19 protein-coding genes are annotated in these 21,289 nt (G+C 72.6%); 14 read left to right on the top strand and 5 right to left on the bottom strand.

Annotated features, from left to right (window positions below; all coding sequences use genetic code 11):
- Positions 1-253: 253 nt before the first annotated feature.
- From TNCT1_RS03880 to TNCT1_RS03865, 4 genes are all read left to right on the top strand, one after another.
- Complete coding sequence (locus tag TNCT1_RS03880) at positions 254-2,197, top strand: long-chain fatty acid--CoA ligase (RefSeq protein ID WP_143628081.1); 1,944 nt, start codon at positions 254-256, stop codon at positions 2,195-2,197.
- 264 nt (positions 2,198-2,461) lie between these two features.
- Positions 2,462-3,298 (top strand): hypothetical protein, encoded by an 837-nt coding sequence (locus TNCT1_RS03875; RefSeq protein WP_143628079.1) that lies wholly within the window; start codon positions 2,462-2,464, stop codon positions 3,296-3,298.
- Between the two features lie 87 nt (positions 3,299-3,385).
- A complete protein-coding gene (locus TNCT1_RS03870) occupies positions 3,386-4,177 on the top strand; it encodes an AfsR/SARP family transcriptional regulator (RefSeq protein WP_143628077.1) in 792 nt (263 codons plus the stop codon).
- A 144-nt stretch (positions 4,178-4,321) separates the two neighbouring features.
- Positions 4,322-7,369: a BTAD domain-containing putative transcriptional regulator gene (locus TNCT1_RS03865; RefSeq protein WP_308789265.1), complete on the top strand. Its 3,048-nt coding sequence runs from the start codon at positions 4,322-4,324 to the stop codon at positions 7,367-7,369.
- Positions 7,370-7,488: 119 nt separating this feature from the next.
- Here the strand turns inward: TNCT1_RS03865 and TNCT1_RS03860 are convergent, their stop codons facing one another.
- Positions 7,489-7,689: a hypothetical protein gene (locus TNCT1_RS03860; RefSeq protein WP_143628075.1), complete on the bottom strand. Its 201-nt coding sequence runs from the start codon at positions 7,687-7,689 to the stop codon at positions 7,489-7,491.
- Positions 7,690-8,444: 755 nt separating this feature from the next.
- Positions 8,445-8,648: a cold-shock protein gene (locus tag TNCT1_RS03855; RefSeq protein WP_003992177.1), complete on the bottom strand. Its 204-nt coding sequence runs from the start codon at positions 8,646-8,648 to the stop codon at positions 8,445-8,447.
- A 287-nt stretch (positions 8,649-8,935) separates the two neighbouring features.
- On the opposite strand from TNCT1_RS03855, the gene TNCT1_RS03850 reads away from it, so the two are divergent.
- The 6 genes from TNCT1_RS03850 (at position 8,936) to TNCT1_RS03825 (ending at position 15,306) form a co-directional block, all read left to right on the top strand.
- Positions 8,936-9,784, top strand: a complete 849-nt coding sequence (locus TNCT1_RS03850) for a menaquinone biosynthetic enzyme MqnA/MqnD family protein (RefSeq protein ID WP_143628073.1) — start codon at positions 8,936-8,938, stop codon at positions 9,782-9,784.
- 71 nt (positions 9,785-9,855) lie between these two features.
- Positions 9,856-11,655, top strand: coding sequence for a serine/threonine-protein kinase (locus TNCT1_RS03845; RefSeq protein ID WP_143628071.1), 1,800 nt, complete (start codon positions 9,856-9,858; stop codon positions 11,653-11,655).
- A gap of 33 nt (positions 11,656-11,688) precedes the next feature.
- A complete protein-coding gene (locus TNCT1_RS03840; RefSeq protein WP_143628069.1) occupies positions 11,689-12,555 on the top strand; it encodes an A24 family peptidase in 867 nt (288 codons plus the stop codon).
- Between the two features lie 71 nt (positions 12,556-12,626).
- Complete coding sequence (mqnC, locus tag TNCT1_RS03835; RefSeq protein WP_143628067.1) at positions 12,627-13,826, top strand: cyclic dehypoxanthinyl futalosine synthase; 1,200 nt, start codon at positions 12,627-12,629, stop codon at positions 13,824-13,826.
- 7 nt (positions 13,827-13,833) lie between these two features.
- A complete protein-coding gene (locus TNCT1_RS03830; RefSeq protein ID WP_143628065.1) occupies positions 13,834-14,433 on the top strand; it encodes a hypothetical protein in 600 nt (199 codons plus the stop codon).
- A 177-nt stretch (positions 14,434-14,610) separates the two neighbouring features.
- A complete protein-coding gene (locus TNCT1_RS03825) occupies positions 14,611-15,306 on the top strand; it encodes a demethylmenaquinone methyltransferase (protein WP_143628343.1) in 696 nt (231 codons plus the stop codon).
- A 25-nt stretch (positions 15,307-15,331) separates the two neighbouring features.
- Here the strand turns inward: TNCT1_RS03825 and TNCT1_RS03820 are convergent, their stop codons facing one another.
- Positions 15,332-15,667 (bottom strand): PASTA domain-containing protein, encoded by a 336-nt coding sequence (locus TNCT1_RS03820; protein WP_143628063.1) that lies wholly within the window; start codon positions 15,665-15,667, stop codon positions 15,332-15,334.
- A gap of 92 nt (positions 15,668-15,759) precedes the next feature.
- Positions 15,760-16,266, bottom strand: a complete 507-nt coding sequence (locus tag TNCT1_RS03815; protein WP_143628061.1) for a GNAT family N-acetyltransferase — start codon at positions 16,264-16,266, stop codon at positions 15,760-15,762.
- A 98-nt stretch (positions 16,267-16,364) separates the two neighbouring features.
- Here TNCT1_RS03815 and TNCT1_RS03810 point away from each other — a divergent pair, with 98 nt between their 5' ends.
- The gene (locus TNCT1_RS03810; RefSeq protein WP_143628059.1) at positions 16,365-17,657 is read left to right on the top strand and encodes a geranylgeranyl reductase family protein; all 1,293 of its coding nucleotides are present in this window, start codon (positions 16,365-16,367) and stop codon (positions 17,655-17,657) included.
- A 330-nt stretch (positions 17,658-17,987) separates the two neighbouring features.
- On the opposite strand, the gene TNCT1_RS03805 is transcribed toward TNCT1_RS03810, so the two are convergent.
- On the bottom strand, positions 17,988-18,815 hold the full coding sequence (locus TNCT1_RS03805) for a C40 family peptidase (protein ID WP_143628057.1): 828 nt from the start codon (positions 18,813-18,815) through the stop codon (positions 17,988-17,990).
- A gap of 777 nt (positions 18,816-19,592) precedes the next feature.
- Between TNCT1_RS03805 and TNCT1_RS03800 the strand changes: the two genes are divergently transcribed.
- From TNCT1_RS03800 to TNCT1_RS03790, 3 genes are read left to right on the top strand one after another with little or no spacing between them, the layout of a single operon-like run.
- Positions 19,593-19,952, top strand: a complete 360-nt coding sequence (locus tag TNCT1_RS03800; RefSeq protein ID WP_003992243.1) for an NADH-quinone oxidoreductase subunit A — start codon at positions 19,593-19,595, stop codon at positions 19,950-19,952.
- Between the two features lie 15 nt (positions 19,953-19,967).
- Positions 19,968-20,522, top strand: a complete 555-nt coding sequence (locus TNCT1_RS03795; protein WP_143628055.1) for an NADH-quinone oxidoreductase subunit B family protein — start codon at positions 19,968-19,970, stop codon at positions 20,520-20,522.
- Positions 20,519-21,283, top strand: coding sequence for an NADH-quinone oxidoreductase subunit C (locus tag TNCT1_RS03790; RefSeq protein WP_143628054.1), 765 nt, complete (start codon positions 20,519-20,521; stop codon positions 21,281-21,283). Before TNCT1_RS03795 ends, TNCT1_RS03790 begins: the two co-directional genes overlap by 4 nt.
- Positions 21,284-21,289 lie beyond the last annotated feature (6 nt).

Raw genomic sequence — 21,289 nt, 5'->3', positions numbered from 1 at the left:
GCCCGTGGCCGGCGCCGGCGGCGGGTGTGACGCGGCGAACATGAGCGTCCCTCACATGATCTTCGAGGTTGCACACCCCCGTCCCCGTACCATCCCGGAACCCGCACAAGCCCCCCACAGCCGACCCGTACGATCACCAGCCTGACCGCCGGTAACCCCTTACAGCGGACCGCGGCCGGTGAACGCCTCGCCGCCCGAGGCACGTACGTCAGGCAGCAAGCAGTTCTCCGCTGCACGCCCGAGGAGCCGCCCCGTGTCCACCCCGTACCCGAGCGCCCCGGTCTCCTCCGGCGCCCCCGTCCAGGCCACCGACTACGACGGCCTGCCGGTCCTGGTGGCGCCCGAGACCCGGCGGCTGGACGGCGCCGTACGGGAGGCGTACGTCCCGCCGTTCGCGCCGCCGGTGCGGCACGGCTCGCTCGCCGACCTGCCGTTCGACAACGCCGAGGCCGAGCCCGGCGCCGTCGTGCTCAGCCGCCGGGCGGCCGACGGCCGCTGGACGGACGTGACGGCGGAAGAGTTCGCCGCGCAGGTGCTCGCCGTGGCCAGGGGCCTGATCGCCGAGGGGCTCATGCCCGGCGACCGGATCGCCGTGATGGCCCGGACCACGTACGAGTGGACCCTGCTCGACTTCGCCGCCTGGGCGGCCGGCCTGGTCACGGTCCCCGTCTACCCCACCTCCTCCGTCTTCCAGACCCGCTGGATCCTGCACGACTCCGGCGCGGTCGCCCTGGTCACCGAGACCACCGCCCAGGCCGCCGCGATGGGCCCCGAACTGGAGCGGCTGCCGGACCTGGGACACCTGTGGGTGATGGAACAGGGGCACGTGGACCGGCTGGCGGAGGCGGGCGGCCAGGTGCCGGACGGCGAAGTGGGCGTACGCCGGGGCATGCTGGGCCCCGACACCCTCGCCACGCTCATCTACACCTCGGGCACCACCGGGCGCCCCAAGGGCTGCGCCCTCTCGCACGGCAACTTCTTCGCCGAGGTCGACAACGCCATCGAACTGCTCCACCCGGTCTTCCGGGCGGGGTCGGCCGAGGAGGCGTCGGTGCTGCTCTTCCTGCCGATGTCCCACGTCTTCGGGCGGATGGTGGCGATCGCCTGCGTACGCGCCCGGGTCAGGCTCGGCCACGCGCCGAGCCTGAAGGCCGAGGACCTGCTGCCCGACCTCGCCGCCTTCCGGCCGACCTGCCTGCTGACCATCCCGTACATGCTGGAGAAGATCTTCAACTCCGCGCGGGCCAAGGCCGAGGAGGGCGGCCGGGCGGGCGCCTTCGACCGGGCGACCACGGTGGCCGTGCGGTACGGCGAGGCGCTGGAGGCCCGGCAGACCGGCGCCGGCGGCGGCCCCAACCGGGCCCTGCGCACGACCCGTTCCTTCTACGACCCGCTCGTCTACCGGCGCATCCGCAACGCCATGGGCGGCAGGGTCCGGTACGTCATCTGCGGCGGCTCACCGCTCGGCCGGCGGCTCGCCGCCTTCTACGCCGGCGCCGGGATCGAGGTCTTCGAGGGGTACGGCCTGACCGAGACCACCGGCGCCTCCACGGTCACCCCGCCGCTCAAGCCCCGGCTGGGCACCGTCGGCTGGCCGCTGCCCGGCACCCGGGTGCGGATCGCGGCGGACGGGGAGATCCTGCTCGCCGGCGACCACGTGCTGCGCGGCTACTGGGACCCGCAGGCCGGCGGGGTCGTCCCCGCCACCCGGGACGGCTGGCTGTACACCGGCGACATAGGCGAGCTGGACGGCGAGGGCTACCTGACCATCACCGGCCGCAAGAAGGAACTGCTGATCACGGCCGGCGGCAAGTCGGTGGCCCCGGCGCCGCTGGAGAACTGGCTGCGCCAGCACCCGCTGATCTCCCAGGTCATGCTCGTCGGCGACGGGCGGCCCTACGTCACCGCCCTCGTCACCCTCGACCCCGACGGCATCACCCACTGGCGCCAGATGATCGGCAGGCACCCGGTGCCGCCGGAGCTCCTGGTCGGCGACGCCGAGCTGGAGGCCGTGCTGCAGCGGGCCCTGGACGAGGCCAACCGGCTGGTGTCCCGCCCCGAGTCGATCCGCCGGTTCGCCGTGCTGCCCGTGGACTTCACCGAGGAGGCCGGTCATCTGACGCCCTCGATGAAGCTGCGCAGGGAACGGATCATGCGGGACTTCGCCCGCGAGATCGAGGACCTCTACGCACGCTGACGCGTCCGGCGCGCCGGGCGGGGAAACAGCCGGACGGAGGGGCTGACCGGCCGCTCCGTCCATGCCGTGAATCCGCCCCCGGCAAGTGCCCGGGAACGGGTAGCGTACGAAAGGGGTTCCATGGTGTCCGCGTTCCGTCAGCCCCCGCAGGAGCACGCACTGCGGGCACTGGCACCACCTCGGGAACGGGCCGGGACCGGATCGGTATCGGCCGCTCGTAGCCTGCCTTTCCACCCCCGCCTACTTCGTCCCCCGAGCAGAGGCATGAACGAAGACAACGACGTCCGCCGCATCTTCCTGCTGAACCCGGACCAGCGACTCGTGCGCCAGGCCGCGCGCGCGGGAGTCCAAGTGCGCTCCATACGCGCCGACGCCACGGACGAGGAGGCGCTGCGCGCGCCGCTCGCCGAGGCCGCCGAGGCCGGGCTGTGCGTCAACCCGGCCCGTGCCCTGGTGGTGCTGTCCGACCCGGCCGCGGTGCAGCGCCTGGTCCGCGACAACCGGCTCTCGCCCGGCGGCACCGAGGTGGCCCCCGCGGACCTGCGGCTGACCGTGGAGACGCTGAGCGTGCACGGCATGCACCAGGCCGTCGCGATCGTCGCCCGCACGCCCTACGGCCTCCTCCACCCCGCCCCGCTGACCGCCGACACGGCCGCCGAGGTGCGCGCGGTGGTGACCGCGCTGCTGGACCTGACCGGGTACCAGTACGGTCCGGCCCATTCGAGCGTCGCCCTCACCTCGCGCGGCCCGGTGATCACCGGGTGCCGGGCCGGTCTCCCCGACGACCCGGTCCCGGAACTGGTCAAGGCGGCCGGCGGACTCGACCTGGCGGCCGGGGCGGTGGAGGTGCTGGCCGGGCGGCTGGTCGACACGGTGCGGCCGAACCGCTTCGCCGCCGCCGCGCTGATCCGCCCGCCGTGGCGGCTGCCGGAGGCGGAGGTGGGCGGCCTGCCGCACGTCCGCCACGTCTCGCCGCCCGACGCGCCGCACCCCGGCCACCTGGTGATCGGCGCCGACTCGCCCGACGTGGCGGCCCGGCGCATGGCCTCCCTGCGGGCGCTGGTCCTCGGGGACGACACCCGGCCGGGATCGGATCGGTAACGATCCGGTAGCTCCGCCCCGCACTGTTGATACGTCGCCGGAAGAAGGACGACGACGCCAGCGGCATCAACGGGAGGCGGAGTCAGGATGCTGAAGTTCTCGATCCTCGGTGCGCTGCAGGTCCGTACCGTGTCCGGACCTGCTGAGATCTCCGGCGACCTGCAGCGCACCCTGGTGCAGACCCTGCTGATCAGCGAGGGCCAGCCGGTGTCGGGGGAGAGCCTGGTCGAGGAGATGTGGGGGGACTCGGTACCGGACAACCAGGCCAACGCCCTGCAGGCGCACATCAGCCGGCTGCGCCGCAAGCTGCGCGGCCTGGAACCGGGCCGGGCGGGCTCCCGGGTGACCATCCACCCCTCGGGCTACCGGCTCGTCGTGGGGGACGGGGAACTGGACGCCGCCGAGTTCGTCCGGGCCGTGCGGCACGCCGAGTCGTCCCGCGCCGACGCGGCCTACACCGCCCGGCTGCTCGGCGACGCGCTCGCGCTGTGGCGCGGCCCCGTCTTCGGCGGGTTCGCCTGCGGAACCCTGTGCCAGCTCGCGGGCGCCCGCTTCGAGGAGTACCGGATGCGGGCCATGGAACTGCGCTTCGACGCCGAGCTGAAGCTCGGCCGGCACGCGGCGGTCCTCGCCGAGCTGACCGAGGCGCACACCAACCACCCGCTGCGGGAGCGGTTCTGCGAGCAGCTCATGATCGCCCTGTACTGCTCGGGACGGCAGGCCGACGCGCTCGACGTCTTCCGCAGGATGCGCCGCCACCTCGACGACGAACTGGGCATCCAGCCGTCCCCCGCGCTGCGCCAGGTGGAGAGCGCCATCCTGTGCCACGATCCGGCATTGGCCGGCGATACCCGGTCCGTTCTCCTGCAGCTTGCCTGAAGATGGTTTGGCTTTTGACGCGGACCTAGGGATAACCCTTGTAACGTGAAGTCGTCTTCCGACATGACAGGTTCGGGGTACAGCCTAGGATTGGCCCGAACGTCAGGGGGCTGAGCGGTACGACGGGGCGGGGGGACGGGTTCAGTGGAGTCGGCGGCATCCGTTCTGCCTGTCGTACGCTTCAACATCCTCGGCTCGCTGGAAGGGTGGCACGGCGACCGGCGGCTGAGACTGGGCAGCCCCACGCAGGAACGGGTGCTCGTCACGCTGTTACTCGAGCCGGGGCGGATGGTTCCGATGCCCAGGCTGGTGACCGCCGCCTGGGACGACGAGCCGCCGCAGACCGCCGGCCACCAGATCCGCAAGGCCGTCGCCGCGCTGCGCACCCGCATCCCCGGCGGTTCGTCCCTGATCGTCACCGACGGCGCCGGATACCGGGCCGTGCTGGAGGAGGAGCAGCTCGACCTGCACGAGTTCGGCCGCCGCGCCCGTGAGGCGCGGCAGGCGGTGGCCGCGGGCCGGCCCGCCGAGGCGGTCGACCACCTGCGGGCCTGCCTGGACCTGTGGCGCGGCCCGGTCATGGCGGGCGCCGGCGGCCCGGTGATCTCCGCGGCCTCCGCCGCCCTCGAGGAACGGCACATGGCCGTCGCCGAGCAGTACTTCGAGCTGCAGCTCGAACTCGGCCAGTCCGGCGACCTGGTCGGGCCGCTGCGCGAACTGGTCACCGCGCACCCGCTGCGGGAGACCCTGCGCGGCCGGCTGATGCTCGCCCTGTACCGGGCCGGGCGGCAGGCGGAGGCGCTGGAGGAGTTCGGCCGGATGCGTGAACTCCTCGTCGAGGAGCTGGGCATCGACCCGGGCGCCGAACTGACCCGGCTGTACGAGGCCATCCTGCGCGACAGCCCCGAGGTTGCCCCCCGGGTGCCGCAGTCGGTGGCCGACCGCGCCGCCCTGCTCGTACCGGCGCCGGCGGCCCAGCCGTCCGGGTCCGAGCCCGCGCCCTGCACCCTGCCGTACGACCTGCCGGACTTCACCGGCCGGGACGCCGAACTGGCCCGGCTGCTGAAGGTGGGCCGGGGTGCGACCGGTGAGCGCGCCCGGATCGTCGGTGTGGACGGCATGGGCGGCAGCGGCAAGACCGCGCTCGCGGTGCACGCCGCCCACCAGCTCGCCGCCGACTACCCCGACGGCCAGCTCTTCGTGGACCTGCGCGGATTCAGCCCCGGCGAGAAGGCGCAGGAGCCGGGCGCGGTGCTCCACTCGCTGCTGCGCACCCTGGGCGTCGCGGACGACCGCATCCCCGATGACCTGGAGAGACGCACGGCCCTGTGGCGAAGCGTTTCCTCGCAGCGCAAGCTGCTGATCCTGCTGGACAACGCCGCCGACGCCGCCCAGATCCGGCCACTGCTGCCCGCCTCCGAGGACTCCCTGGCCATCCTCACCGGCCGGGTGCGCATGCTCGACCTGGACGCCGCCGAGTGGCTCTCGCTCGGACAGCTCTCCGCCGACGACAGCACCACCCTGCTCAACCGGATGCTCGGCGACGAACGCACCGCCGCCGAACCCGACGCCGTCGCCCAGCTGGCCGACCTCTGCGGCGGCCTGCCCCTCGCCCTGCGCATCACCACCGCCCGGCTGCGCAACCGGCCCCGCTGGACCGTCCGGTACCTGGTCGACCGGCTCGCCGACGAGACCCGGCGGCTGCGCGAACTGAGCGCCGGGGAACGCAGTGTCGAGGCCACGCTGCGGCTGTCGTACCAGGCGATGGAGGAGGACCAGCGGGTCGCGTTCCGGCTGCTCGGGCTGCATCCGGGCAGCACCATCGACGTCCACTCCGCCGCCGCGCTGCTCGGCGCCGGCGTCCACGACGCCGAGGACGCCCTCGAACTGCTGCTGGACGCCCACCTGCTGGAGCAGCACGAGGCCGGTCTGTACGGCTTCCACGACCTGGTGCGCACCTACGCGATGAGCGTGCGGGAGGCCGAGGACGACGAGGAGGCCGCGGTCGAGCGGCTGGTGTCGTACTACACGCTCGCCACCGACATGGCCTGCGAGACCCTCTTCCCGGGCCGCAGCCGCTACGGCGACCCGCCCGCCTCCGGCGGCCCCGAGCTGCCCCGGCTGGACGGCGACGAGGGGGCGCTGCGCTGGTTCGACCGCGAGTACGACGCGCTGCTCGCGGTCGCCACCCAGGCGGGCACCCGGGGCCTGCACCGCTACGCCGCGCTGCTCGCCCGCAATCTGCTCTTCTACCTCGACCTGCGCGGCGACTACGAGGAGTACCGGGTGGTCGGCCGGATCGGCGTCGGCGCCTGCCGGCAGCTCGACGACCCGGCGCTGCTCAGCATCAGCCTGGGCAACCTGGCCGTGGGCCACTGGTGGCTCGGCGACTTCCAGGACGGCATCACCACCGCCCAGGAGGCCCTGGAGCTGACCGCCGCCGACGACCGCCGGGGCGAGGCGATGTGCATCGACGTCCTGGGCCTGCTGCACGGGGCGCTCGGCAACTTCGACGAGGCCCGCACCTACCTGGTCCAGGGCATCGCCCTGCACCAGGAACTGGGCTCGGCCCGGATGGAGGCGCAGGCCCTGGACAACCTCAGCACGGTGGAGACCTGGTCGGGCAACTACGCCGAGGGCGCCCGGTACGCGGCCCGGGCCACCGAACTGAACCGGAGCCTGGGCGACCGCAGCAACGAGATCGCCTCGCTGACCTGGCTGGCCCTGGCCCACCTCGGCACCGACGAGGACGAGCGGGCCCGCGCCTGCCTCGCCCAGGCCCTCGAACTGTGCGACGAGTCCCGCAAGCCGGCCAACGTCGCCGTCGTCCTCGCCCACTGGGCGCAGGTCTGCCAGCGGCTCGGCGAGGTGCGCTCGGCCGCCGAACACGCCGAGCGGGCCCTGGAACTGGTCTCCGCCGAGGGCACGGCGCTGCGTCAGGCGTCCGTGGTCAACGTTGTCGCGCTCGTCCACCTGCGGCGCGGCGCGCCCGAGCGGGCGATGGAACTGCACCGCCACGCCTACGAACTGGCCTCCCGCCTCGGCTACCGCATCGAGATGGCCCGCGCCCTGCTGGGCCAGGCGGAAGCCGCCCGCGCACTGGGTGACGAGCCCACGGCCCACACCCACCAGCGGGCCGCGGAGGAACTCTTCGACGCGATGGGCGTGAGCCCGGAGGGCCGCCGCCTGTAGCCGGCACCGCCCGCGTGGGGCCGGGGCCGGCCGGATGATGCGGGAGGCCGTGGCATGCGAAACGGCACCGGCCGGGGTGGGGCCCGGCCGGTGCCGTCGGTCGCCGGAGCGTGCGGGGGTCAGCCCTGGGCGAAGCCGGGGCCGTGTCCGTTGGCCAGGGCCGGGGCGTCGGCCTGGTGGAGGGTGAAGCCGGAGGCGACGCGCACCAGGGCATCCTGTACACCGGTCGCCGGAACGGCCGCGGCGGTACCGAGTGCGAGAACACCGGCGCCGGTGAGTGCGGCCAGAACCGTCTTGGTACGCAGTGCGATGGTGCGCATGTTGTGACTCCCCCTGGGTAGACGGATCGTGATCCGGTCGCCGGGCTTCTCCCTGGCGCCGCAACCGATGCTCGGGGGAGCCGATCCCCATACCGTCCCAGCCGGTTACCGGCACAGGTCGCGCTCCCGGTACTCCCGGTTTCAACCGCTCCCCGGGCGTCTGAGTCACCCTCGAACGTGCCTTGTGACCTGCGGGGATTCCTGGGCAGGAGGGGGATCCCCGATACCGGTGCAGCGGGAACGGGGGGCGCACCCCCGCTTCCCGGACAGTCGCGTCATGCGCTCGGTCCGGCCGCGGCGGCTCCTTCCCGGTCCGGAGGGCGAGCGGCATCCGCCCGCCGACGGGCGGCGACCCGGCGCGGGTGGGAGGGGACCCGGCGCGGGCGGCTGGGGGGGCGAGCGGAGCCCGGTCCGGCGGGCAGTCGGCGAGCGGGCGCTGGAGCCGGCCGGTGCGGTCGGGGGCGACGGTGTCGTGGAAGGCGCGGGCGGGGGTGGAAAAGTCCCGGTCGCCCGTTCATGGCCGGGCCGCAGCCGGGAACACCGCGGACGGGGGCGAATTGTCTTCCGGTGATTGACCGGCCGTTCTCGGCGCCCCCGGGGCACGGTCCGGCCCGCGGCGCACACACAACGGCCGGACGCACCGGCAATTCACCCGGAATTTACGAAAGGGCCGGCCCGGAAAAGGCAGGAGCCCCGTCGCCGTACGGCGTGGGGCTCCTTGGGTACTGCACTCAGGTTCTGCGATCAGGCAGTGATCAGACGGGGGTGACGTTCTCCGCCTGCGGACCCTTCGGGCCCTGCGTCACGTCGAAGCTCACCTGCTGGTTCTCCTCGAGCGAGCGGAAGCCGCTGGCGTTGATCGCGGAGTAGTGAACGAAGACGTCGGGGCCGCCGCCCTCCTGGGCGATGAAGCCAAAGCCCTTTTCGGCGTTGAACCACTTCACGGTTCCGGTAGCCATAAGCCCTCCTTGGGCTCAAAAGGGTTGCCCTGCTCCAGAACCTGCACGTGCGAAACGGTGCTGCACAACTGCATTCGTCTGAAAACGACGAGAGCCCGCGGTCACATGCTCCGCAGGCTCTGTACTGCAAGGGAAACCAAACTGCAACTTGCGGCGAGCCTAGCACGCGGGCAGCCGAAAGCAATAGAGGTCAAGATCACTTCACCCGAATGTTTGAACGTCCCCTCGGGTGGGTTGACGGTGGGGCCGGTCTCAGCACCGTACCGCACGGGGTCTAGTCTCGCGATGTGGACATTTCTCGCACCCGGCCGCGCGTCGGCCACATCCAGTTCCTGAACTGCCTGCCCCTCTACTGGGGGCTCGCGAGAACCGGCACGCTCCTCGATTTCGAGCTGACGAAGGACACCCCCGAAAAGCTCAGCGAGCAGCTCGTGCGCGGCGACCTCGACATCGGGCCGGTCACCCTCGTGGAGTTCCTGCGCAACGCGGACGATCTGGTGGCCTTCCCGGACATCGCCGTCGGCTGCGACGGCCCGGTGATGTCCTGCGTGATCGTCTCGCAGGTGCCGCTCGACCGGCTGGACGGCGCCCGGGTCGCCCTCGGTTCGACCTCGCGCACGTCGGTCAGGCTGGCCCAGCTCCTGCTGGCGGAACGCTTCGGCGTCCAGCCGGACTACTACACCTGCCCGCCCGACCTCAGCCTCATGATGCAGGAGGCGGACGCCGCCGTCCTGATCGGCGACGCCGCCCTGCGCGCCAACCTGATCGACGGCCCCCGCTTCGGCCTGGAGGTGCACGACCTGGGCGCGCTCTGGAAGGAGTGGACCGGGCTGCCGTTCGTCTTCGCGGTCTGGGCGGCCCGCCGCGACTACGCCGAGCGCGAGCCGTTCATCACCCGCAAGGTCCACGAGGCCTTCCTCTCCTCCCGCAACCTCTCGCTGGAGGAGGTCGGCAAGGTCGCCGAACAGGCCGCCCGCTGGGAGTCCTTCGACGAGGCGACCCTGGAGCAGTACTTCACCACCCTCGACTTCAGCTTCGGCGGGCCGCAGCTCGCGGCGGTCACGGAGTTCGCCCGCCGGGTCGGCCCGACGACCGGTTTCCCGGCGGACGTGAAGGTGGATCTGCTTCAGCCGTAATCGCCACGGCACTACGCTGCGGGCAGTGAGGCGTTGCCGGGGGAAGGCGCTACGGGGGAGAGGTGCACGCCATGCAGCCGCTCGGAGCCGACGAACCGGCCGCCGTCGGGCCCTACCGGCTGCTCGGCCGGCTCGGCTCGGGCGGCATGGGCCGGGTCTACCTGGGCCGCAGCGCGGGCGGCCGCACGGTCGCGGTGAAGATCGTGCATCCGCACTTCGCGCTGGACGAGGAGTTCCGGGCCCGCTTCCGGCGGGAGGTGGAGGCCGCCCGCCGGGTCGGCGGCGCCTGGACCGCGCCCGTCCTTGACGCGGACCCGGAGGCCGCCGTGCCCTGGGTCGCCACCGCCTACGCGGCGGGCCCCTCCCTGGCCGCGGCCGTCACGGACGGCGGCCCGCTGCCCGCGCGCAGCGTACGGGCGCTCGGCGCGGGCCTCGCCGAGGCGCTCACCGCCGTCCACGAACTGGGCCTGGTGCACCGGGACGTGAAGCCGTCCAACGTGCTGCTGACCCTGGACGGCCCGCTGCTCATCGACTTCGGCATCGCCCGGGCCACGGCGGGCACCGCGTCCCTGACTTCGACCGGCGTCTCCGTCGGCTCGCCCGGCTACATGTCCCCCGAGCAGATCCTCGGCAAGGGGGTCACCCACGCGGCCGACGTCTTCTCCCTCGGCGCGGTGCTGGCCTACGCGGCGACCGGTGAGCCCCCGTTTCCCGGCGACTCCTCGGCCGCGCTGCTGTACAAGGTCGTCCACGAGGAACCGGAACTGGGCGGTCTGACCGGCGAGTTGCGCGAGGTGGCGGCCGCCTGCCTGGCGAAGGACCCGGCCGCCCGGCCGGCCCCCGCGGAACTGGCGCGCCGGCTCGCTCCCGAGGGCGCCGCCCGCCTGGTCGCCGGCGGCTGGCTGCCGGGCGCGCTGGTGGAGCAGGTCAGCCGGAGCGCGGTGAGCCTGCTCAACCTGGAGACGGCCGGGACCGCTCCGTCCGGCCCGGTGGGCTTCAGCAGCCCCTCGGTCGGCGGGACTCCGGAGGCCGTCCGGCCCGCGCCCCGGGGGGACGGCACGGGCGCGTCCGGTTCCGGCGGGACTCCGTCCGCGGACCCTCCGGCGCCGGCACCGGCCGGCTTCGGACCGCCCCCCACGATGACTCCGCCCCCGCCGCCCGGCGCTCCGCCGGCCGGGGCGCCGGACGGCTTCCCGGGAGCGTCCGCCGCGCGGCACGGCGCCGGGGGCCTGGAGCCGGCCACCTCCGGGCCGCGCGACGCGCCGCCGGTCCCCGGCCGGGTCACGGTGAGCGTGGCGGCGGCCTCCACACCCGTGGAGAAGGGGCGCGGACGCCGGGTGAGCTGCACCGTCGCACTGGCCGTGGCGGGCGCTACGGCCGCGGCGGCGATCGGGCTCGGGGCGCTGCTGCGGCCGTGGACCGGCAGCGAGGACGAGACGGCGGGCAGCGCACCGCACTCCTCCCGCTCGGCCGGCGCCCAGGCCTCCGAGGCGCCCGACGCGACCGGCGGCACGGCGGGCGCGGTCCCGGTCCGCTACCTGGGCACCTGGGAGGGCCAGGCCAGCGGGCTGGGCGGCAGCCTCCCGATGGGCACCTTCCGGCTCACCGTGCACAAGGCGGCCGTGGGCGGGGAACTGGGCCGGCTGCGGCAGACCGACCAGCTCGGCGGGGTCTGCACCGACATCCTCACCCTGAAACAGGTGACGCCGTCCCGGATCGTGGCCACCTCGGTCGGCGCCCGGTCCAACCACGCCGGCTGCGACCCGGCGCCGCACCCCGTCGAGTTGACGCCGGTCGGCGACGACCTGCGTTACTCAGCGGAGAGCTCGGCCGAGGGCGATCCGGTGGCCCGGATGGCGAAGGTCGGCTGAGGCGAACGGCGCCGACGCCGGGAGGGAGAGCGGATGGGCACCGCAGGGCCGAGCACACAGGAACTGGTCCTCGCCGCCGCGCTGTGGGGCGCGGCGGCCGGGGCGCTGCTGCCCCGGGCCGCCTTCCGCTTCGCGGTCCCGGCCGGCGAGCCGTGGCGGGCGCGGTGCGCGCGGGGACACCCGATGCGCGGATGGCTCGGGCGGGCGCGGTGCGGGCGGTGCGCGGCGGGAACGGAACGGGAACGGGGCGGGGCGTGGCCACCGGCGGAGGCGCCCGCACCGGCGGAGGCGTCCGAGGCCCAGACCGCCGCGCGGACGCCGGAGGCGACGGGGGCTCAGGAGACGGCGAACGCGCCCTACTCACCCTCCACCGGGCTCCTCGTCACCGTCACCGCCCTCGCCTGCGCCGTCCTTGCCGCCGCCACCGGTACCCGGCCCGAGCTGGGCGTCTGGCTGCTGCTCGCGCCGGTGTGGGTGCTGCTGGCCGCCGTGGACGTGCGGGTGCGGCGGCTGCCCGACCCGCTGACCCTGCCGCTCGCGGCGGCCGGGCCCGGCCTGCTCGCCCTCGTCGCCCTGCTGCCGGAACACGCCGGTGACTGGCTCACCGCGCTGTACGGCACGCTCGCGCTCGGCGGCGGCTATCTCGTGCTGTTCCTGGTCAACCCGTCCGGCATGGGCTTCGGCGACGTGAAGCTCGCGCTCGGCATGGGCGCCGTCCTCGGCTGGTACGGCTGGCCGGTCCTGCTGCTCGGCGCCTTCGCCGGGTTCCTGCTCGGCGCGCTCTACGGCGGGGCGCTCGTCCTCGCCCGGCGAGCGGGCCGCGGGACGGCCATCCCGTTCGGGCCGTTCCTCATCGCCGGTGCCTTCGCCGGGCTGTTGATCGGCGCCTACGCGGCCTGACGCCGGGCGGCCCGAGCGGCTGGCGTAGGCTGGTCCGGTCCGTCCACAACCCTTGACGAAAGGGACCCCCGGTGTCCGAGAAGGCCGACCTCCAGTCCGTCCTCGATCGTGCCGCCGCCGGTGGGCGGATCACCCCCGAGGAGGCGCTCGTCCTCTACCGCGACGCCCCGCTGCACGCGCTGGGCGCCGCCGCCGACGCCGTGCGCCGCCGCAAGTACGCGGGCATCGAGCACATCGCCACGTACATCATCGAGCGCAACATCAACTACACCAACGTGTGCGTCACCGCATGCAGGTTCTGCGCCTTCTACGCGGCCCCCAAGGACACCGACAAGGGCTGGACCCGCGACCTCGACGACATCCTGCGCCGCTGCGCGGAGACCGTGGAGCTGGGCGGCACCCAGATCATGTTCCAGGGCGGCCACCACCCGGACTACGGCGTCGAGTACTACGAGAAGCACTTCAAGGCCATCAAGGACGCCTTCCCCCAGCTCGTGATCCACTCGCTGGGCGCCTCCGAGGTCGAGCACATGGCCCGGATCAGCGGTGTCCCGGTGGAGGAGGCCATCACCCGGATCCACGAGGCGGGCCTGGACTCCTTCGCGGGCGCCGGCGCCGAACTCCTGCCCGAGCGGCCCCGCAAGGCCATCGCCCCGCTGAAGGAGAGCGGCGAGCGCTGGCTGGAAATCATGGAGATCGCGCACGGGCTGGGCGTGGAGTCGACGTCCACCATGCTCATGGGCACGGGCGAGACCAACGCCGAGCGCATCGAGCACCTGCGCATGATCCGCGACGTGCAGGACCGCACGGGCGGCTTCCGCGCCTTCATCCCGTACACGTACCAGCCCGAGAACAACCACCTGAAGGGCCGTACCCAGGCCACCCTCTTCGAGTACCTGCGGATGATCGCCATCGCGCGCCTCTTCCTGGACAACGTCCAGCACATCCAGGGCTCGTGGCTGACCACCGGCAAGGAGGTCGGCCAGCTCTCCCTGCACTACGGCGCGGACGACCTCGGCTCGATCATGCTGGAGGAGAACGTGGTCTCCTCCGCCGGCGCCAAGCACCGCTCCAACCGGCTCGAGATCATCGACCTCATCCGCAAGGCCGGCCGCGTCCCGGCGCAGCGCGCCACCACGTACGAGCACCTCGTCGTGCACGAGGACCCGGCGAACGACCCGGTCGACGACCGCGTCGTCTCCCACATCTCCTCCACGGCGATCGCCGGCGGCACGGCCCACCCGGAACTGAAGCTGCTGGCGTCCAACTGACCGCGTCGTGCTGACACTCCACCTCGCCGAGGGGTCCCCGGAGGCCGCCGTCCTGATCGACGGGGCGTCCGTCGTCGGCGTCGGCCCGTACGAGGAGCTGGCCGCCGCCGAACCCCGCGCGAGGGTGCGGCGCTGGCCCGGCATCCTCACCCCGGGACTGCTGAACCCCTACGGCCCGGAGTTGCTGGAGGCCACCTACCACCCCGACCCGCGCGAGGCCGACGAGTTCGGCACCGCGCCCGTCGCCGGAGCGCGGGCGCGGGCGATCCTGAGCGCCGACCCCGCACGCCTCGGCGCGAGCGCGCGGCGCGGGGTGCAGCGGATGCTGGCTCACGGCACGGTGGCGGTGGCCGGGGAGCTGCGGTCGCGGGCCGCGGTCGACGCGGTGCGCAGGGCCGGGCTCGCGGTGGGGCGGCGGCCGGACCGTCTGCCGGGCCCGGCGTCGCTGTCCCCGGTCCCGCTGATCCTGCTGCCGGGCCTGGTGCCGGGCGGCCCCGCCCGCTTCGCCGTGTTCGACGTCGCCGACCGCGCCGAACTGGTCCGGCGCGGCGCCGGCACCTGCGTGGCGACCGTGATCGGCGGGCGGCTGGTGTACCGCGGCCGCTGACCGGCCTCGGCCGGCGAACCGCCTCCCTTGACGCCCGGACGCGGTCTCCCGGGCCGGGGTGCGCGCGCCGGACGGGTCCTGCTCGCCGTGTCCGTCCTGGCCTGCGGCCGGGTGGCGGACGTGGCCGCAGAGGACGCCGCGACCGGTCCCGGCAGGGCGGGCTGCAACAATGGGCGGGTGACCCGCGCCTCCCTGAACAAGCAGCCGCACGAAGTCGCCTCGATGTTCGACGACGTGGCGGAACGTTACGACCTGACGAACGACGTGCTGTCGCTCGGCCAGGACCGGCGCTGGCGCAAGGAGGTGGCGAAGGCGGTCGACGCGCGCCCCGTGCAGAAGGTCCTCGACCTCGCGGCCGGCACGGCCACCTCCTCGCTGCCCTTCGCGCGCACCGGCGCGTACGTCGTCCCGTGCGACTTCTCCCTCGGGATGCTCCAGGTCGGCAAGAAGAAGCACACCTGGCTGCCGTTCACGGCGGGCGACGCGACCAGGCTGCCGTTCCGGGACGACACCTTCGACGCCGTGACGATCTCCTTCGGGCTGCGCAACGTGCAGGACACGGACGCGGCGCTGCGGGAGATGTACCGGGTGACCCGGCCCGGCGGACGCGTGGTGATCTGCGAGTTCTCGCACCCCACCTGGGCGCCCTTCAGGACCGTCTACACCGAGTACCTGATGCGCGCGCTGCCGCCGGTGGCCCGTTCGGTCTCCTCCAACCCCGACGCCTACGTCTACCTCGCCGAGTCCATCCGCGCCTGGCCCGACCAGGCCGGCCTCGCCGAGCGGCTGCAGAAGGCGGGCTGGTCGAAGGTGGCCTGGCGCAACCTCACCGGCGGTGTGGTCGCGCTGCACCGGGGCTTCAAGGAGAGCTGAGCCTCCCGGGCGCGCGACCGTCGTTTCACCGGTCGATCATCTCGAAGGCGTTCCCGGGCTCGCCCAGTTCGCGTCGCAGTCCGCCCGAGGGCGGCCGCGGGACGCGCGGTTCGCGCACGCCTCCGCCGCCCTCGCCCTCACCGAAGTCGAACCACACGTACACCACGGAGTCCGGCGGCACCTCGGCGCCGGGCTGCGGATACTGGCGCACGACGTAGTCGACCACGGTGTGCCGGAAGTCCGGGCGGTCCGGCGCGTTGAGGAACAGCCCTCGGGCCTGGGCCGTTTCGCGCGCGTCCATGGCCATCAGGCCGACCAGACGGGGAACGCGCGCGTCGGGCGTTTTGGGTGTTATACGCACAGATGTCACCCCCAGCGGTACTGGAAGGGTAACGCGGGCGCGGGTCACCCGGAAGCGACATGTGGCTTTCTGTGACACTTGATTACTCTGCGTCACAGATCAAGTCGGTAGCAGTGCCCCCGCCGTGCCGAGGCCGGCGTCGTGAACGTCTCCGCGAGCCGCATGCCCAGGCGCCGGGTGACCGCGATGGAGCGCTCGTTGCGCGCGTCGACCATCGCCACCACCCGCGCCACCCCGGCCGCCCGCAGTCGGTCGAGCGTCTCCTCTGCGGCCGCCGTGGCGTACCCACGCCCCCAGTGCGCCCGGCCCAGCCGCCAGCCGATCTCGATCTCGCCCTCGGGTCCCCAGGCGTGCGGCCAGGGCTGCGCGCCGGTGAAGCCGACGACACCGCCCTCGTCGTCCAGCACCGACCACAGGCAGAACCCCCGCTCCGCGTCGTGCCGGCGCTGGCGCGCGGTGAGCTCCTCGTACACGGAGACCTCGGCGGAGCGGCCCCCGTGGAACTCCATGACCTCCGGGTCGTCGAAGACCCGGTGCCAGGAGAACGCGTCCTCGTCGGTGGGCACACGCAGCCGTACAGCGGGGAGAGCTCGGTTCACGGGGCAGCCCTTCAGCCGGGTGATCAGTACTGCTGAATAGACTGCCCATGTCCAGTGCCGGTCGGCACGTCAGAATCCGAACTTGGGGAGATCCCGCCGTGACCGTCGTGACTGAGCCCCTCTCCGAGAACACCGCCGATGTGATCGTCGTCGGCGCGGGGCCGGCCGGCTCCACCACCGCGTACCACCTCGCCAAGGCCGGACTCGACGTCCTCCTGCTGGAGAAGACCGAGTTCCCGCGCGAGAAGGTCTGCGGCGACGGCCTCACCCCGCGCGCGGTCAAGCAGCTGGTGGCGATGGGCATCGACATCTCAGAGGAGGCCGGCTGGCTGCGCAACAAGGGCCTGCGCATCATCGGCGGCGGCAGCCGCCTCCAGCTCGACTGGCCCGACCTCGCGTCGTTCCCGGACTACGGCCTCGTCCGCAAGCGGGACGACTTCGACGAGCAGCTCGCCCGCAACGCCCAGAAGGCCGGCGCCCGCCTCTACGAGCGCTGCAACGTCTCCGGCCCCGTCGTCGACGACCGCACCGGCCGCATCACCGGGGTGACCGCCAAGCTCGGCGAGGAGAAGCGCGAGGTCACCTTCCACGCGCCGCTCGTCGTCGCCGCCGACGGCAACTCCACCCGGCTGTCCCTCGCGATGGGCCTGCACCGCCGCGAGGACCGCCCGATGGGCGTCGCCGTACGCACCTACTTCACCTCCCCGCGCCACGACGACGACTACCTGGAGTCCTGGCTGGAGCTGTGGGACCGGCGCGGCTCCCAGGAGCGCCTGCTGCCCGGCTACGGCTGGATCTTCGGCATGGGCGACGGCACCTCCAACGTCGGCCTCGGCGTGCTGAACACCTCCGCCGCCTTCAAGGAGCTGGACTGGCGCGAGATCCTCAAGGCCTGGTGCGCGTCCATGCCGGAGGACTGGGGCTACACCCCCGAGAACATGACCGGGCCGATCCGCGGCGCCGCCCTCCCCATGGCCTTCAACCGCCAGCCGCACTACACCAAGGGGCTGCTGCTGGTCGGCGACGCCGGCGGCCTGGTGAACCCCTTCAACGGCGAGGGCATCGCCTACGCGATGGAGTCCGGCCAGATCGCCGCCGACGTCATCGTGCAGGCCCACGCGCGCGCGACGCCCGCCCAGCGCGAGATCGCCCTGCAGCGCTACCCGCGCGTCCTCAAGGACACCTACGGCGGCTACTACAGCCTGGGCCGCGCCTTCGTGAAGCTCATCGGCAACCCGAAGGTCATGCAGATCGCCGCCCAGCGCGGTCTGACCCACCCCGTCCTGATGAAGTTCACCCTGAAGCTCCTGGCGAACCTCACCGACCCCACGGGCGGCGACGCGATGGACCGCATCATCAACGGCCTGAGCAGGGTCGCGCCGAAGGCGTGAGCGACCGCGCCCGGGACCGGCCGGGCGCGGGAGCGAAGACACCGGCGGCCCGGCGGACGAGGACCTCGTCCGCCGGGCCGCCTTCGCACGCCTTCCTCCCGCCGGGCGGCAGCGACATCGTCCGTCCAGGGCCCCAGGGCGGCCGCCCGCCCCCGGCGGGGCCCGGCGCCCCTCCGCCGCCTTCACCGCTCTCACGGAGCCGTGAGGGGGCCGCGCGGAGGCCCGCCGGACGGGAGCGGGCCGGACGCGAGCCGGCCGGACGGGAACAGGAAGGGCCGCGGCCTCCGAGCGGCCGCGGCCCTTCCTGGGTGGATCGTGGTGACGGTGTGCTCAGAGCACCCGCACCGCGCCGGTGGGCGGGTCGTACGACAGCGGCTTCTCCTGGACGCCGCTGGAGGGGTTCTGGGCGCCGACGAACATACCGTCGCCGACGTACACCGCCACGTGGTACGCGCTGCCCGCGCCGCCCCAGTAGAGGATGTCGCCGGGCTGGAGGTTGCTCAGCGACACCTGGGTGCCGGCGGTCGACTGGTCCTGGGAGACGCGCGGCAGGCTGATGCCGACCTGCTTGAAGGCCGTCTGCACCAGGCCGGAGCAGTCGTACGCCGAGGGGCCGGTGGCGCCGGAGACGTAGGCCTTGCCGACCTGTGCCTTCACGAAGGAGATGACGGCCGCCGCCGAACCGGTGGCGGTCGACGTGGACGTGGACGTGCTGGTGCTCGTGGAGACACCGGTGCTCGCCGTGGTGGTGAGCGTCGGGCGCTCGGCGCTGCGGGCGGCGCGCTCGGCGGCGGCCTTGCGGGCGGCCTCCTGAGCCTTCTTCTTGGCCACGGCGGCCTTGTGCTTGGCGTCCGCGAGGTCCGACTTGGCCTGCTTCGCGGCGTTCGCGGCGGCCGCGTCACGCTCGGCCTGGAGCTCGTAGTTGGCCGCCGCCTGCTGAGTGGCGTCGGCGGACTGGGCGACCTGAGCGGCCAGGTCGGCCGTCAGCGTGGGCAGTTCGAGGGTCTGCGTCACCGGCTCGGCCGCGTTCGCCGATCCGGCCGCCCCGGCGACTGCCAGGGTGCTGAGGACGCCACCGGCGACTCCGGCCCGCATCGCGAGGGTCGACGCGCTGCGGCGGGGCTTCCGGTGGCTGCGTATGTGAGCGGTGTGGGACATGGGAACAACCGGTACCAGGGGCTCCTTCATATCTTCAAGAAACGTGTGGTGCGCCACAGTTGCTCAATCGGGGCCCCAAAAGGCCTGCGCGAGTCTCTTTATTGACGCCGTAACGGACATTGTGGACGCCCGCGATCAAGCCCTTGATCACGGTCTTTGATCATTACGTCCGAATTGCCCTGCGCCTACCACTCGTTCGGGTCGTTGGCCAAGCCCCGTTCTCAGGCACCTCTCATCAATGTGGCGGAGGTCACGGAACGGTTACCCGAGGAGCGACGTCCCGCGCGGGCGGGAGGTGGAGGGGGTGGGGGCGGGGTGCGGACGGGAGTTCGTGAACGCGTGCACGCAGCGCCCCGCGTCCACACCTCGCCCCGGACCTCCCCCTGATGTGTGAACGACGTCCTCTATCAGGGCGTGGTGTCCAGAGCCAATTTGCATGCAGCGGAACTCTCTTGATATTGAGACGCCCCTCCTCACCTGCGGCGACGAGCGAAAATGTCACTTCTGGTGATCAGCTGGACGCTTCGCGTACGAAGATCACCCATCATCCGACTTCATGATCCTTCGTCAGGTGGTGGAGATCACAAAGGTTGTGTAATACCCCGTGTCGCAGATCACAGAGCGGCAGGCATAAGATGCGAGGCAGTTGGGCTTGTGACCTGCTTCACATGTTCTCGATCTTCGCCCGGGACGAGCGTGGTTCGTGGGACCGGTGAGGCCGATGTGAGCCCAGTGCAACCGCCAGCAGTCAGTGCCGACTGAGAGGAGCGAGGAGCGGTGAACGCGTATGCGCCCATCCTCGTACTAGGAGCCCTCGGGGCAGGCTTTGCGATCTTCTCCGTGGTCATGGCCACGCTGATCGGTCCGAAGCGGTACAACCGCGCCAAGCTCGAAGCCTACGAGTGCGGTATCGAGCCGACCCCCACGCCGGCCGGCGGCGGGCGCTTCCCCATCAAGTACTACCTGACGGCGATGCTCTTCATCGTCTTCGACATCGAGATCGTCTTCCTCTACCCCTGGGCCGTCACCTTCGACGCCCTGGGGATCTTCGGGCTCGTGGAGATGCTGCTCTTCGTGCTCACCGTCTTCGTCGCGTACGCGTACGTATGGCGGCGCGGCGGCCTGGAATGGGACTGAGGGGCCTTTAACGACATGGGACTCGAAGAAAAACTGCCGAGCGGCTTCCTGCTGACCACCGTCGAGCAGGCCGCGGGCTGGGTGCGCAAGGCGTCCGTCTTCCCGGCCACCTTCGGCCTCGCCTGCTGCGCCATCGAGATGATGACCACGGGCGCCGGCCGTTACGACCTCGCGCGCTTCGGCATGGAGGTCTTCCGCGGGTCGCCGCGCCAGGCGGACCTGATGATCGTCGCCGGCCGGGTCAGCCAGAAGATGGCGCCGGTCCTGAGGCAGGTCTACGACCAGATGCCCAACCCCAAGTGGGTGATCTCCATGGGCGTCTGCGCCTCCTCGGGCGGCATGTTCAACAACTACGCGATCGTCCAGGGCGTCGACCACATCGTCCCGGTCGACATCTACCTCCCCGGCTGCCCGCCCCGGCCCGAGATGCTGATGGACGCGATCCTCAAGCTCCACCAGAAGATCCAGTCCGCCAAGCTCGGCGTGAACGCCGAGGAAGCGGCCCGCGAGGCGGAGGAGGCGGCGCTCAAGGCCCTGCCCACGATCGAGATGAAGGGGCTGCTGCGGTGAGCGACGCGAACGGTGCCAACGGCGCCAACGGGCCGGCGGACGGGGTGAACCCGGAGAAGGACCTCGCCGGCTCCAACCTCCCCGGCCAGCGCGGCCAGGGCGGCGAGGAGATCCGCGTCCAGCGCGGCATGTTCGGCGCCGGCAACGGCGGCGACACCTCCGGCTACGGCGGCCTGGTCCGCTCGGTCCGCCTCCCGGGACCGGCGAACCGGCCCTACGGCGGCTGGTTCGACGAGGTGGCCGACGAGCTCGAGGGCGCCCTGGAGGAACAGGGACTCCTCCCGGAGAACGCCATCGAGAAGACGGTCGTCGACCGCGGCGAACTGACCTTCCACATCGAACGCGAGCACCTGGTCCGCGTCGCCCGCACCCTGCGCGACGACCCCGCGCTCCGCTTCGAGCTGTGCACCGGCGTCAGCGGGGTCCACTACCCGCAGGACAAGGGCCGCGAACTGCACGCCGTGTACCACCTGCGCTCGATCACCCACAACCGGCTGATCCGCCTCGAGGTGAGCGCCCCCGACAGCGAGCCGCGCATCCCGTCCCTGGTCTCCGTGTACCCGACCAACGACTGGCACGAGCGCGAGACCTACGACTTCTTCGGGATCGTCTTCGACGGTCACCCGGCCCTGACCCGGATCATGATGCCGGACGACTGGCAGGGCCACCCGCAGCGCAAGGACTACCCCCTCGGCGGCATCGCCGTCGAGTACAAGGGCGCCCAGATCCCGGCTCCGGACCAGCGGAGGTCGTACTCGTGAGCACTA

The sequence above is a fragment of the Streptomyces sp. 1-11 genome (assembly GCF_007176755.1).
Lineage (GTDB): Bacteria > Actinomycetota > Actinomycetes > Streptomycetales > Streptomycetaceae > Streptomyces.
This window is presented reverse-complemented; position numbering and strand designations above follow the sequence as displayed.